This window comes from Bradyrhizobium sp. MOS003, assembly GCF_003020125.1.
Lineage (GTDB): Bacteria > Pseudomonadota > Alphaproteobacteria > Rhizobiales > Xanthobacteraceae > Bradyrhizobium.
The window spans coordinates 42,797-56,428 of record NZ_PYFW01000001.1 but is presented as its reverse complement, the minus strand read 5'-3'; the positions used below and the strand labels follow the sequence as shown (position 1 = coordinate 56,428).

Below are 13,632 nucleotides of genomic sequence, written 5' to 3'. Positions count from 1 at the left end.
TAGCGCGGTCGAGAGGCGTTACGGATTGTTCATGCACATAGCCGTGTTGATGCTCGGTTTGATGACGATCGCGACAACGCCGTCGTTGCAGGCCCAGCCGGCGGCAAAGCCGGTGAAGCTCGTGGTCCTCGGCGATTCCTTGAGTGCGGGCCTTGGCCTTTCGGCCCAGGATGCATTCCCGGCCAAGCTAAAAAAATCATTACAAAACAAAGGCTTGGATGTCGATATGACCAACGCCGGCGTGTCCGGCGACACCTCCTCGGGCGGCCGCGACCGGCTCGATTGGTCGGTCCCCGACGGGACCGATGGCGTCATCGTCGAGCTCGGCGCCAACGACGCCCTGCGCGGCGTCGATCCCGATTTGACGCGCGCCGCGTTGACCGACATCGTCCAGCGGCTGAAGGCGCGCAAGATCGCGGTGATGCTGTGCGGCATGCTGGCGCCGCCGAATTACGGCGCCGATTATGCCGCGCGCTTCAATTCGATTTATCCGGACCTCGCGAAGAAATTCGACGTGCCGCTCTATCCGTTCTTTCTCGACGGCGTTGCAGCCGACGCCAAGCTCAATCAGGCCGACGGCATTCATCCGACCGCTGCAGGCGTCGACATCATCGTTGCCAACATCATGCCCACCGTAGAGGCATTCATTGGCACGATCACTGAGCAGCGACGTTGAAAAGCAGGCAACGCTAACCCTAATTCCCAGGGTTTTAACGGGGTGAGGTTCGCGATGCTTCGCAGAGTCACACAAACGCGATAGGAATCAGGGTACCGGTGATTCGTCACCGGCTCTAAAATTTGGATATGATCCTTCCCAGGGATCATGCCCAAGCATCGGGAGTGCGAAACGATGCCGCGTTTATTCACTGGTCTGGAAATCCCGGCTGAAGTCAGCCAGACGCTTTCCCATTTGCGGGGCGGCCTTCCCGGTGCCCGCTGGATCGATCCCGAAAATTATCACGTCACCCTGCGCTTCATCGGCGATATCGACGGCCTGTCCGCCAACGAGATCGCCTCGATGCTGTTTCGCGTCGACCGCAAGCCCTTCGAGGTGAAGGTGCAAGGGCTGACGAGTTTCGGCGGCCGCAAACCGCGAGCCGTCGTTGCGACCATCGCGCCGAGCAAGCCGCTGATGGAATTGCAGGCCGAGCTCGAACGCATGATGCAGCGGATCGGTCTCGATCCCGAGGGACGCAAGTTCATCCCGCATGTCACGCTCGCCCGTCTCCACGACGCTACCGACCGCGACGTCGCCGACTATCTCTCGATGCGTGGCTACTTCCCCAGCAAGGCGTTCACGGCCGAACGTTTCGTGCTGTTCTCGTCGCGCGCATCGACCGGCGGCGGCCCGTACGTGGTCGAGGACGCCTACGAGCTGTGTGAGTAGCGCTGCTCTTGTGCCCCGGACGCAGCGCGCCACGAAGTGGTGCGCTGCTGAGCCGGGGCCCATCGCTCCACGGAGGCGATGAACGAAACGGTGGGTCCCGGCTCCACGCAGCAGCGCAAGGGCGCTGCAGCGCGTCCGGGACACGAATCCGCATACCTCGGACCCCAATTCACGGCTTGCAATTTCCGCCCGTCTCTGGCGGTAAAGGGCATGCTCTCGACCCCCAGTTCCCACTTCAGTGAAGCCTATCAGGCCCAGATCGCCTCCGGCGCGATCGAGCCCGATGCCGCTCAGGCCGAGGTTGCCGAAGCCTATGCCGCGCTGGACCTGCGGCTCGCTACCTACAAGCCCGCGCGCAAGCAGGGCCTGCTCGCCCGCCTGTTCAGCAGCAGCGACAAGGACGAGGTGCCGCGCGGGCTCTACATCCATGGCGAGGTCGGCCGCGGCAAGACCATGCTGATGGACCTGTTCTTCCAGCACGCCTCGGTCGAGCACAAGCGGCGGGCGCATTTCCACGAATTCATGGCGGACGTGCACGAGCGCATCTACGATTACCGCCAGGGCATCGCGCGCGGCGAGATCGCCGACGGCGACGTCATCGCGCTGACGGCGAATGCGATCTTCGAGGAGAGCTGGCTGCTCTGCTTCGACGAATTCCACGTCACCGACATCGCGGATGCGATGATCCTGGGCCGCCTGTTCGCAAAGTTGTTCGAGCTCGGCACCGTCGTGGTCGCGACCTCCAACGTCGCGCCCGACGATCTCTACAAGGGCGGCCTGAACCGGTCGCTGTTCCTTCCCTTCATCAAGCAGATCACCGACCACATGGACGTCGCGCGGCTCGATGCACGCACCGATTTCCGGCTGGAGAAACTGCAGGGCGTGCAGATGTGGCTGACGCCGGCAGATGGCGACGCGGACGCAGCGCTCGATCGCGCCTGGTCGCGGATGTCGGGCAGCGCCAAATGCCGCTCGCGCGACATTTCGATCAAGGGCCGCATCCTGCATGTGCCGTGCTCGGCCCATGGCGTGGCGCGGTTCTCGTTTGCCGATCTCTGCGAGAAGCCGCTGGGGGCATCGGACTACCTCAGGCTGGCGCACGACTATCACACCATCCTGGTCGACCATATTCCAGTGATGGACCTGTCCCAGCGCAATGCCGCCAAGCGCTTCATCACGCTGATCGACGCGCTCTATGACAATGCGGTGAAGCTGATGGCCTCGGCCGATGCCAACCCGATCTCGCTCTACCTTGCCCATGAGGGCACCGAGGCCATGGAGTTCAAGCGGACCGCCTCGCGCCTGATCGAGATGAGCTCGGAATCCTATCTGGCGCTGGCTCACGGCCGCAAGGATTCCACCGCCAGCGGCTCCACCAAGGGGCTGGTCGAGACTTAAGTCCTAATTTCGGTCGAAGGTACCGCTATCATTCCGGGGCGCGACAAAGTCGCGAGCCCGGAATCCATCACGCCCCCAACTCTGCCGCCCGATGGATTCCGGGCCTGCGCCTGTCGGCGCATCCCGGAAATCACGGGCTTGTATGGGTGCTATCGCGCCAAGCCCGACAATTGGGCATCCGGCGACTTGAACGGGGGAGGCGAAAGGGATAACCACCCGTCTCAGTTTTCCCTCCTTACGTGTCTAAAGGACAGGCTCACATGGCGCGCGACAAGATTGCTTTGATTGGCTCCGGTCAGATCGGCGGAACGCTGGCTCATCTCATCGGCCTGAAAGAGCTGGGCGACGTGGTGATGTTCGACATCGCCGAAGGCGTGCCGCAGGGCAAGGCGCTCGACATCGCGCAGTCCTCGCCGGTCGACGGTTTCGACGCCCACTACACCGGCGCCAATTCCTACGAAGCGCTCGACAATGCCAAGGTCTGCATCGTCACCGCCGGTGTGCCGCGCAAGCCCGGCATGAGCCGCGACGATCTTCTCTCCATCAACCTCAAGGTCATGGAGCAGGTCGGCGCCGGCATCAAGAAGTACGCCCCCGACGCCTTCGTCATCTGCATCACCAACCCGCTCGACGCGATGGTCTGGGCGCTGCAGAAGGCGTCCGGCCTGCCGCACAAGAAGGTCGTCGGCATGGCCGGCGTGCTGGATTCCTCGCGCTTCCGCTACTTCCTGGCCGACGAGTTCAACGTCTCGGTCGAGGACGTCACCGCCTTCGTGCTCGGCGGCCATGGCGACACCATGGTGCCGCTGGTGAAGTACTCCACTGTCGCCGGCATCCCGCTGCCCGACCTCGTCAAGATGGGCTGGACCTCGCAGGCGCGCCTCGACGAGATCGTCGACCGCACCCGCAACGGCGGCGCCGAGATCGTCAATCTGCTCAAGACCGGCTCGGCCTTCTACGCGCCGGCGGCTTCGGCAATCGCGATGGCCGAGAGCTATCTGCGTGACAAGAAGCGCGTGCTGCCCTCGGCCGCCTACCTGAACGGCGAATACGGCGTGAAGGACATGTATGTCGGCGTGCCCATCGTGATCGGCTCCAAGGGGGTCGAGCGCGTCGTCGAGATCGAGCTCGCCGGCAAGGACCGCGAGGCCTTCGACAAGTCGGTCGGGGCCGTGCAGGGCCTGGTCGACGCCTGCAAGAAGATCGCACCCGATCTTCTCGGGAAGTAATGCAAGCATCCCCCGCCGAAGACCTACCCGGTCTTCGGCGGTTTCACTTCCGGGGTCCCGCTGACGAGCTTGGCGGGGGTTTTCGGATCCGGCAGTCCAGAGATTTGAAGGCAGAGAATCCGGGTTTGCAGTTCCTGTGGTATATGGTATGCCAGCCACAAGACTGAGGTGGGCCCAAGAGGTCACCGCCCGCGGGTTCAGGGAGCGACCATATGAATATCCATGAATATCAGGCCAAAGCGCTGCTGGGCGAGTTCGGCGTCGCGATCTCCAAGGGCGTGCCGGTGCTGAAGGCCGCCGATGCGGAAGCCGCCGCCAAGGCGCTGCCGGGTCCGGTCTATGTGGTGAAGAGCCAGATCCATGCCGGCGGCCGCGGCAAGGGCAAGTTCAAGGAAGCCTCGGCCGGCGACAAGGGCGGCGTCCGCATCGCCAAATCGGCCGCTGAGGTCACCGAATTCGCCAAGCAGATGCTCGGCGCCACCCTGGTGACGATCCAGACCGGCCCCGCCGGCAAGCAGGTCAACCGTCTCTACATCGAGGACGGCTCAGACATCGACAAGGAATTCTATCTCTCGATCCTGGTCGACCGCGAGACCTCGCGCGTCTCCTTCGTCGTCTCGACCGAGGGCGGCGTCAACATCGAGGACGTCGCGCACAACAGCCCCGAGAAGATCGTGACCTTCTCGATCGATCCTGCCACCGGCATCATGGCGCACCACGGCCGTACCGTCGCGAATGCGCTGAAGCTATCCGGCGATCTTGCCAAGCAGGCAGAAAAGCTCACCGCACAGCTCTACGCGGCGTTCGTCGCCAAGGACATGTCGATGCTGGAGATCAATCCGCTGGTCGTGACCAAGCAGGGCCAGCTCCGCGTGCTCGACGCCAAGGTGTCGTTCGACGACAACGCGCTGTTCCGTCATCCCGAGGTTCTCGCGCTGCGCGACGAGACCGAGGAAGACGCCAAGGAAATCGAGGCGTCCAAGTACGACCTCAACTACGTCACCCTCGACGGCAATATCGGCTGCATGGTCAACGGCGCAGGTCTTGCCATGGCGACGATGGACATCATCAAGCTCTACGGCATGGCGCCGGCGAACTTCCTCGACGTCGGCGGCAGCGCCAGCAAGGAGAAGGTCGCCGCCGCGTTCAAGATCATCACCGCCGATCCCAACGTGAAGGGCATCCTGGTCAACATCTTCGGCGGCATCATGAAGTGCGACGTGATCGCCGAGGGCGTCACAGCTGCGGTTCGTGAAGTCGGCCTCAGCGTGCCGCTGGTCGTCCGCCTCGAAGGCACCAATGTCGAGCTCGGCAAGAAGATCATCCGTGAATCCGGCCTGAACGTCGTGCCGGCCGACAATCTCGACGACGCCGCGCAGAAGATCGTGAAGGCCGTCAAGGGAGGCTAACGCCATGGCCCAGGACCATCTCGCTGCATCATCCCCGCTTGCCGAGCACGCGCGCCTCGCCGCGTTCGCCGGCGAATGGGATGGCGAAGAGGTGGTCTTCCCGTCGCGCTGGACCGACGGCGGGCCGGCGACCTCGCGCACCGTCGCGCGCATGGACCTCAATGGGTTCTACCTGATCCAGGACAGCGTCCAGATGCGCGACGGCAAGCAGGTCTTCGCCACCCACGGCATCTTCACCTACGACCGCGACGACCGGACCTACAAATTGTTCTGGTACGATTCGCTCGGATACACGCCACCCTCGCCCGCTTCCGGCGGGTGGGTCGGCAAGACCCTCACGCTGGTGCGCGGCTCGCTCCGCGGCAATGCGCGCCACGTCTACGAAACCATCGACGACAATTCCTATTCGTTGAAGATTCAGTTCTCGCCGGACGCGGAAGGCTGGGCTGACGTGCTTACCGGCGTCTACCGCCGCATCCACTGACCTCTCACTCGTTAGTTCGCGAAAGCAGACCTCATGTCCATCCTCATCGACAAGAACACCAAGGTCATCTGCCAGGGCTTCACCGGCAAGAACGGCACCTTCCATTCGGAGGCCGCGATCGCCTATGGCACCAAGATGGTCGGCGGCACCTCGCCGGGCAAAGGCGGTGCGACGCATCTGGGCCTGCCGGTGTTCGACACCGTGCGCGAGGCGCGTGAGAAGACCGGGGCGGATGCGTCGGTGATCTATGTGCCGCCGCCGGGCGCGGCCGATGCGATCTGCGAGGCCATCGACGCCGAGATCCCGCTGATCGTCTGCATCACCGAAGGCATTCCGGTCATCGACATGGTGCGCGTGAAGCGTTCGCTGGCCGGCTCCAAGTCGCGCCTGATCGGGCCGAACTGCCCGGGCGTCATGACCGCCGGCGAGTGCAAGATCGGCATTATGCCGGCCAACATCTTCAAGACCGGCTCGGTCGGCATCGTCTCCCGCTCAGGCACGCTGACCTATGAAGCCGTGTTCCAGACCTCCCAGGAAGGCCTCGGCCAGACCACCGCGGTCGGCATCGGCGGCGACCCGGTCAAGGGAACCGAGTTCATCGACGTGCTCGAGATGCTGCTCGGCGACCCCAAGACCGAGTCGATCATCATGATCGGCGAGATCGGTGGTTCCGCCGAGGAGGACGCCGCCCAGTTCCTCAAGGACGAGGCCAAGCGTGGCCGCAAGAAGCCGATGGTCGGTTTCATTGCCGGCGTGACCGCGCCTCCCGGCCGCCGCATGGGCCATGCCGGCGCGATCATTTCGGGCGGTAAAGGCGACGCCGGTTCCAAGACCGACGCAATGAAATCGGCAGGGATTACAGTCTCTCCGTCTCCCGCCCGCCTCGGACACACGCTTGCCGAAAAGTTGAAAAGCTAATTCACTTCTTCGTACTTTTCCGGGCGAAGTTTCGCAGCAAATAGGGTAAAGGGTGCCTGTCGCGCCGAGCCTCTGCCGGGGAGCTCGGTGCCAGCGCCGTTTGCTATGCGCAACCGAAATTGCCAGGAACTCCAGTATGTCTCGCCAGGACGCGAACGCAGCCTTTGCCTTGTCCTCCTTTTTGCAGGGCACCAACGCCACCTACATCGACGAAATCTACGCCCGCTACGAGAAGGACCCGTCCTCGGTCGACGCCGAGTGGCAGGAGTTCTTCAAGAGCCTGAAGGACCAGCCGGACGACGTCCGGAAGAACGCCCAGGGCCCGTCCTGGGAGCGCGCCAACTGGCCGCTGACGCCGCAGGATGACCTGACCTCCGCGCTCGACGGCAATTGGGCGGAAGTCGAGAAGGCGGTCGGCAGCAAGATTGCCGCCAAGGCCCAGGCCAAGGCGGGCGACAAGGGTGCCGGTATTTCGTCCGCCGAATTGCTCCAGGCGACACGCGATTCCGTCCGCGCCCTGATGCTGATCCGCGCCTACCGCATGCGCGGTCACTTCCACGCCAAGCTCGACCCGCTCGGCATCGAAGCTCCCCGCAACCGCGAAGAACTCGACCCGCGCACCTACGGCTTCAGCGAAGCCGATTTCGACCGCAAGATCTTCCTCGACCACGTGCTCGGTCTCGAATACGGCAGCCTGCGCGAGATCACCGCGATCTGCGAGCGCACCTATTGCCAGACGCTCGGCGTCGAGTTCATGCACATCAGCAACGCAGCGCAGAAGGCCTGGATCCAGGAGCGCATCGAGGGTCCGGACAAGGAGATCTCGTTCACCCGCGAAGGTCGCCGCGCCATCCTGATGAAGCTGGTCGAGGCCGAGGGCTTCGAAAAGTTCTGCGACACCAAATTCACCGGCACCAAGCGCTTCGGTCTGGACGGCGCCGAATCGCTGATCCCCGCGCTCGAGCAGATCATCAAGCGCGGCGGCAATCTCGGCGTGAAGGAGATCGTGCTGGGCATGCCGCATCGCGGCCGCCTCAACGTGCTCACGCAGGTGATGGGCAAGGCGCACCGCGCCCTGTTCCACGAGTTCAAGGGCGGCTCGGCCAATCCCGACGCGGTCGAAGGCTCGGGCGACGTCAAATATCACCTTGGCGCGTCCTCGGACCGCGAGTTCGACGGCAACCGCATCCATCTGTCGCTGACCGCCAACCCCTCGCATCTCGAGATCGTCGATCCCGTGGTGCTCGGCAAGGTGCGTGCGAAGCAGGACCAGCACGGCGATCCGCCTGACATGCGCATCTCCGTGATGCCGCTCTTGATGCATGGCGACGCCGCGTTCGCCGGCCAGGGCGTGGTGGCCGAGTGCTTCGGTCTGTCCGACCTGAAGGGCTACCGTACCGGCGGCTCCGTGCACTTCATCGTCAACAACCAGATCGGCTTCACCACCTATCCGCGTTACTCGCGCTCTTCGCCCTATCCGTCGGATGTGGCGAAGATGATCGACGCGCCGATCTTCCACGTCAACGGCGACGATCCGGAAGCCGTCGTGTTCGCGGCCAAGGTCGCGACCGAGTTCCGGCAGAAATTCCACAAGCCCGTCGTCATCGACATGTTCTGCTATCGCAGGCATGGCCATAACGAAGGCGACGAGCCGGCTTTCACCCAGCCGGTGATGTACAAGAAGATCGCGGCCCATCCGTCCACGCTCGAACTCTACGCCCGTCGCCTGATCAGCGAAGGCGTGCTGACCGAGGGCGAGGTCGAAAAGGCCAAGGCGGACTGGCGCGCGCGGCTCGATGCCGAACTCGAAGCCGGCTCCGGCTACAAACCGAACAAGGCCGACTGGCTCGACGGCAAGTGGGCCGGCTTCAAGATCGCCGATCAGGAGGAGGATGCGCGACGCGGTGTCACCGGCGTCGACATCGCCACGCTGAAGGACATCGGCCGCAAGATCACCAAGGTGCCGGATGGTTTTCGCGTCCACCGCACCATCCAGCGTTTCCTGGAAAACCGCGCCAAGGCGATCGACGGCAACGCGGGCATCGACTGGGCGACCGGCGAGGCGCTGGCGTTCTGCACGCTTCTCAACGAGAAACACCATGTCCGCCTGTCCGGCCAGGATTCCGAGCGCGGCACCTTCTCGCAGCGCCACTCGGTCCTGATCGACCAGGAGGACGAGAGCCGCTACACGCCGTTCAACCATCTCGGCAACGAGCAAGGCCATTACGAGGTCATCAACTCGCTGCTGTCGGAAGAAGCCGTGCTCGGCTTCGAATACGGCTATTCGCTCGCCGAGCCGAACACGCTGACCCTCTGGGAAGCCCAGTTCGGCGATTTCGCCAACGGTGCGCAGGTCGTGTTCGACCAGTTCATCTCCTCGGGCGAGCGCAAATGGCTGCGCATGTCCGGCCTCGTCTGCCTCTTGCCGCACGGCTATGAGGGCCAGGGACCGGAGCATTCCTCGGCGCGTCTGGAGCGTTTCCTGCAGATGTGCGCGGAAGACAACATGCAGGTGGTCTACCCGACCACGCCGGCGAACTACTTCCACGTGCTGCGCCGGCAGCTCCATCGCGAGATCCGCAAGCCGCTGATCCTGATGACGCCGAAGTCGCTGCTGCGCCACAAGCGGGCGGTGTCGCGCATCGAGGAGCTCGCGAAGGGAACGACGTTCCATCGCATTCTCTATGATGACGCCCAGATGCTGCCGAGCGAGCCGATCAAGCTCGTTCCGGACGAGAAGGTCCGCCGCATCGTGCTGTGCTCCGGCAAGGTCTATTACGATCTCTACGAGGAGCGCGAGAAGCGCGGCATCGACGACATCTATTTGATGCGCGTCGAGCAGCTCTATCCGGTGCCGCTGAAGGCGCTGGTGGCCGAGCTGTCTCGCTTCAAGAAGGCCGAAGTGGTGTGGTGCCAGGAAGAGCCCCGCAACATGGGTGCCTGGCACTTCATCGAGCCCTATCTGGAATGGGTGCTGAACCAGGTGAACGGCGCGAGCCGGCGTCCGCGTTATGTCGGCCGCGCCGCTTCCGCCGCGACCGCCACGGGTCTGATGTCCAAGCATCAGGCTCAGTTAAAGGCGTTCCTGGACGAAGCACTGAGCTGAGAATTTTTTAGGACGCCGTCATCGCCCGCGAAGGCGGGCAATCCAGTACACCGCGACTCTCGTGATGAGAACGAACGTCGCGATGTGCTGGATGCCCCGCCTTCGCGGGGCATGACGTTTAAATTCACGACCGCATTGGCGATCCCTTAAGGAAAAGACCATGACTGAAATTCGTGTGCCGACGCTCGGCGAATCCGTCACCGAGGCCACCATCGGCCGCTGGTTCAAGAAGGCCGGCGACCCCGTCGCGGTCGACGAGCCCCTGGTGGAGCTCGAGACCGACAAGGTCACCATCGAAGTCCCGGCGCCATCCGCGGGGACGCTGAGCGAGATCATCGCCGCCGACGGTACGACGGTTGCGGTCGGCGCGCTGCTCGGCCAGATCACCGATGGTGCAGGTGCGGCCAAGCCCGCTGCTGCGCCCGCCAAGCCCGCCGCTGCTGCTCCTGCCGCCGCTGCTGCTGCCGTACCGGCTCCGGCCGCGAAGGCGCCGCCGGCCGACGCGCCGCTCGCCCCGTCCGTGCGCAAGCTCTCGGCCGAGACCGGCGTCGATGCCTCCACCGTTCCGGGCTCCGGCAAGGACGGCCGCGTCACCAAGGGCGACATGCTCGCTGCGATCGAGCGTGCGGCCTCGGCGCCGACCCCGGTCAACCAACCCGCCGCCGCCGTGCAGGTGCGCGCGCCTTCGCCGGCCGATGACGCCGCCCGCGAAGAGCGCGTCAAGATGACCCGCTTGCGCCAGACCATCGCGCGCCGCCTCAAGGACGTGCAGAACACCGCGGCCATGCTGACGACCTTCAACGAGGTCGACATGACCAACGTGATGGCGCTGCGTGCGCACTACAAGGACGCGTTCGAGAAGAAGCACGGCTCCAAGCTCGGCTTCATGGGTTTCTTCACCAAGGCCGTCGTGCAGGCGCTGAAGGACATCCCGGCCGTCAACGCCGAGATCGACGGCACCGACCTGATCTACAAGAACTACTACCACATCGGCGTCGCCGTCGGCACCGACAAGGGCCTCGTCGTGCCCGTGGTGCGCGACTGCGACAACAAGTCGATCGCCGACATCGAGAAGGGCATCGCCGATTTCGGCCGCCGCGCCCGTGACGGCCAGCTCAAGATCGACGAGATGCAGGGCGGCACCTTCACCATCACCAATGGCGGCATCTACGGCTCGCTGATGTCGACCCCGATCCTGAACGCGCCGCAGTCCGGCATCCTCGGCATGCACAAGATCCAGGAGCGGCCGATGGTCGTCGGCGGCAAGATCGAGGTGCGCCCGATGATGTATCTGGCGCTGTCCTACGATCACCGCGTGATCGACGGCAAGGAAGCCGTCACCTTCCTGGTTCGCGTCAAGGAGAGCCTGGAAGATCCGGCGCGCCTGGTGCTCGATCTCTGATTCCTGATGCTCTGCGAGCGCCGTCGCTCCGTGCGACGGCGCGTGTCGAACCATGGAGGCGCGCGTGACGGATAAAGTCGTTGTCATCACCGGCGGCAGCCGCGGCATCGGGCGGGCGACCGCGCTTGCGGCGGCCGCGCGCGGCTACCGGGTCGTGGTCGGCTATGCCAGCAACAAGAAGGCCGCCGACGAGGTGGTCGCGCTGATCGAGGCCAGCAACGGCAAGGCGATCGCGGTGAAATGCGACGTCGCCGAGGAGCGCGACATCGTCGACCTGTTCAAGCAAGCCGACAAGTTCGGCACCCTCGGCGCGCTCGTCAACAACGGCGGCATCGTCGGGACGAGCGGCGTGCGCGTCGACGAAATGTCGGCCGAGCGCATCCAGCGCGTGATGGCGGTCAACGTCACCGGCTCCATCCTCTGCGCACGCGAAGCCGTCAAGCGCATGTCGACCAGGCACGGCGGCAAGGGCGGCGTCATCGTCAATCTGTCGTCGGTCGCTGCCAAGCTCGGCGCGCCCAACACCTATGTCGATTATGCAGCGTCCAAGGGCGCGATCGATTCCTTCACCACCGGCCTCGGCTATGAGGTTGCGGGTGAAGGCATTCGCGTTGCGGGTATCCGCCCCGGCCTGATCGACACCGAAATCCACGCCTCCGGCGGCGAGCCCGACCGGCATCATCGCCTGGCGCATATGGTGCCGATGAAGCGCGTCGGCACCGCGGACGAAATCGCCAACGCCATCGTCTGGCTGATGTCGGACGAGGCCTCCTACGTCACTGCAGCCACGCTCGATGTATCAGGCGGACGCTGACGCGCCGCGCGGACGCTGACACGATCTCATCACGCTAAACCTACGGGACTTTCTCTCATGGCTACCTACGATCTCGTCGTCATCGGCACCGGACCTGGCGGTTATGTCTGCGCGGTGCGCGCCAGCCAGCTCGGCATGAAGGTCGCCGTGGTCGAAAAGAACGCCACGCTCGGCGGCACTTGCCTCAATGTCGGCTGCATGCCCTCGAAGGCGCTGTTGCATGCGTCCGAAATGTTCGAGGAAGCGGGACACTCCTTCGCCAAGATGGGCGTGTCGGTGTCCTCGCCGAAGCTCGATCTGCCCGCGATGATGAACTTCAAGCAGCAGGGCATCGACGGCAACGTCAAGGGCGTCGAGTTCCTGATGAAGAAGAACAAGGTCGACGTGCTCAAGGGCACCGGCAAGATCCTGGGAACCGGCAAGGTCGAAGTCTCTGCCGACGGCAAGTCGCAGACGATCGAGACCAAGAACATCGTGATCGCCACCGGCTCCGACATCGCACGCCTCAAGGGCATCGAGATCGACGAGAAGCGCATCGTGTCCTCGACCGGCGCGCTCTCGCTCGACAAGGTCCCCGGCAAGCTGCTGATCGTCGGCGCCGGCGTGATCGGCCTCGAGCTCGGCTCGGTGTGGAAGCGTCTCGGCGCCGAAGTCGTCGTCGTCGAATTCCTCGATCGCATCCTGCCGGGCATGGACGGCGAGATCGCCAAGCAATTCCAGCGCATCCTGGAAAAGCAGGGCTTTGCGTTCAAGCTCGGCGCCAAGGTCACCGCCGTCGACACGTCAGGCAAGACGCTGAAGGCGACGATCGAGCCCGCCGCCGGCGGCGCCGCCGAGACGTTGGAGGCCGACGTCGTTCTGGTCTGCATCGGCCGCGTGCCCTACACCGACGCGCTCGGCCTGAAAGAGGCCGGCGTCGCGCTCGATCCCCGTGGCCGCGTGCAGATCGATCCGCATTTCGCCACCAGCGTGAAGGGCGTCTATGCCATCGGCGACGTCGTCGCAGGCCCGATGCTCGCGCACAAGGCCGAGGACGAAGGTGTTGCGGTCGCGGAGATCATCGCGGGGCAAGCCGGCCACGTGAATTACGATGTGATCCCGGGCGTCGTGTATACCACGCCGGAAGTGTCTTCCGTCGGCAAGACCGAGGAGGAGCTGAAGCAGGCGGGCGTAGCTTATACCGTCGGGAAGTTTCCCTTCACCGCGAACGGCCGCTCCAAGGTCAACCAGACCACCGACGGCTTCGTGAAGATTCTCGCAGATGCGAAGACCGATCGCGTGCTCGGCGTGCACATTATCGGCCGAGAAGCCGGCGAAATGATCCATGAAGCCTGCGTTCTCATGGAGTTTGGCGGTAGTGCGGAAGATCTCGCGCGCACCTGCCACGCGCATCCGACCCGGTCGGAGGCCGTCAAGGAGGCTGCGCTTGCAGTCGGCAAGCGGGCCATCCATATGTAGCAACGCGCCCAGCGCCGAATCGGGCGG

Annotated in this window: 11 protein-coding genes; all 11 read left to right on the top strand. The window is 64.2% G+C overall.

Features of this window, described 5'->3' with window-relative positions; translation table 11 throughout:
* Window positions 1–31 precede the first annotated feature (31 nt).
* Window positions 32–676, top strand: a complete 645-nt coding sequence (locus C7G42_RS00270) for an arylesterase (RefSeq protein ID WP_199580578.1) — start codon at window positions 32–34, stop codon at window positions 674–676.
* Between the two features lie 174 nt (window positions 677–850).
* Window positions 851–1,387, top strand: coding sequence for an RNA 2',3'-cyclic phosphodiesterase (gene thpR, locus C7G42_RS00265; protein ID WP_106948794.1), 537 nt, complete (start codon window positions 851–853; stop codon window positions 1,385–1,387).
* A 210-nt stretch (window positions 1,388–1,597) separates the two neighbouring features.
* A complete protein-coding gene (gene zapE / locus C7G42_RS00260; protein ID WP_106947126.1) occupies window positions 1,598–2,785 on the top strand; it encodes a cell division protein ZapE in 1,188 nt (395 codons plus the stop codon).
* A gap of 260 nt (window positions 2,786–3,045) precedes the next feature.
* Window positions 3,046–4,014 (top strand): malate dehydrogenase, encoded by a 969-nt coding sequence (gene mdh, locus C7G42_RS00255; RefSeq protein WP_106947125.1) that lies wholly within the window; start codon window positions 3,046–3,048, stop codon window positions 4,012–4,014.
* Between the two features lie 212 nt (window positions 4,015–4,226).
* Window positions 4,227–5,423, top strand: a complete 1,197-nt coding sequence (sucC, locus tag C7G42_RS00250) for an ADP-forming succinate--CoA ligase subunit beta (RefSeq protein ID WP_106947124.1) — start codon at window positions 4,227–4,229, stop codon at window positions 5,421–5,423.
* 4 nt (window positions 5,424–5,427) lie between these two features.
* Window positions 5,428–5,907, top strand: coding sequence for a DUF1579 family protein (locus tag C7G42_RS00245; RefSeq protein WP_106947123.1), 480 nt, complete (start codon window positions 5,428–5,430; stop codon window positions 5,905–5,907).
* Window positions 5,908–5,940: 33 nt separating this feature from the next.
* Window positions 5,941–6,825 (top strand): succinate--CoA ligase subunit alpha, encoded by an 885-nt coding sequence (gene sucD / locus C7G42_RS00240; RefSeq protein WP_106947122.1) that lies wholly within the window; start codon window positions 5,941–5,943, stop codon window positions 6,823–6,825.
* A gap of 136 nt (window positions 6,826–6,961) precedes the next feature.
* Window positions 6,962–9,931, top strand: a complete 2,970-nt coding sequence (locus tag C7G42_RS00235; protein ID WP_106947121.1) for a 2-oxoglutarate dehydrogenase E1 component — start codon at window positions 6,962–6,964, stop codon at window positions 9,929–9,931.
* A 160-nt stretch (window positions 9,932–10,091) separates the two neighbouring features.
* Window positions 10,092–11,333 carry a 2-oxoglutarate dehydrogenase complex dihydrolipoyllysine-residue succinyltransferase gene (gene odhB, locus C7G42_RS00230; protein WP_106947120.1) on the top strand — a complete coding sequence of 414 codons (1,242 nt, stop codon included), beginning with the start codon at window positions 10,092–10,094 and terminating at the stop codon, window positions 11,331–11,333.
* Window positions 11,334–11,385: 52 nt separating this feature from the next.
* Window positions 11,386–12,147 (top strand): SDR family oxidoreductase, encoded by a 762-nt coding sequence (locus C7G42_RS00225; RefSeq protein WP_106947119.1) that lies wholly within the window; start codon window positions 11,386–11,388, stop codon window positions 12,145–12,147.
* A 57-nt stretch (window positions 12,148–12,204) separates the two neighbouring features.
* Complete coding sequence (gene lpdA, locus C7G42_RS00220; protein WP_106947118.1) at window positions 12,205–13,605, top strand: dihydrolipoyl dehydrogenase; 1,401 nt, start codon at window positions 12,205–12,207, stop codon at window positions 13,603–13,605.
* The last annotated feature ends 27 nt before the right edge of the window (window positions 13,606–13,632 follow it).

What these genes read in the sequence shown, in the direction of transcription:
- C7G42_RS00270 (WP_199580578.1), top strand. Translation starts at nt 32, where the DNA reads ATGCACATAGCCGTGTTGATGCTCGGTTTGATGACGATCGCGACAACG.
- thpR (WP_106948794.1), top strand. Translation starts at nt 851, where the DNA reads ATGCCGCGTTTATTCACTGGTCTGGAAATCCCGGCTGAAGTCAGCCAG.
- zapE (WP_106947126.1), top strand. Translation starts at nt 1,598, where the DNA reads ATGCTCTCGACCCCCAGTTCCCACTTCAGTGAAGCCTATCAGGCCCAG.
- mdh (WP_106947125.1), top strand. Translation starts at nt 3,046, where the DNA reads ATGGCGCGCGACAAGATTGCTTTGATTGGCTCCGGTCAGATCGGCGGA.
- sucC (WP_106947124.1), top strand. Translation starts at nt 4,227, where the DNA reads ATGAATATCCATGAATATCAGGCCAAAGCGCTGCTGGGCGAGTTCGGC.
- C7G42_RS00245 (WP_106947123.1), top strand. Translation starts at nt 5,428, where the DNA reads ATGGCCCAGGACCATCTCGCTGCATCATCCCCGCTTGCCGAGCACGCG.
- sucD (WP_106947122.1), top strand. Translation starts at nt 5,941, where the DNA reads ATGTCCATCCTCATCGACAAGAACACCAAGGTCATCTGCCAGGGCTTC.
- C7G42_RS00235 (WP_106947121.1), top strand. Translation starts at nt 6,962, where the DNA reads ATGTCTCGCCAGGACGCGAACGCAGCCTTTGCCTTGTCCTCCTTTTTG.
- odhB (WP_106947120.1), top strand. Translation starts at nt 10,092, where the DNA reads ATGACTGAAATTCGTGTGCCGACGCTCGGCGAATCCGTCACCGAGGCC.
- C7G42_RS00225 (WP_106947119.1), top strand. Translation starts at nt 11,386, where the DNA reads ATGGAGGCGCGCGTGACGGATAAAGTCGTTGTCATCACCGGCGGCAGC.
- lpdA (WP_106947118.1), top strand. Translation starts at nt 12,205, where the DNA reads ATGGCTACCTACGATCTCGTCGTCATCGGCACCGGACCTGGCGGTTAT.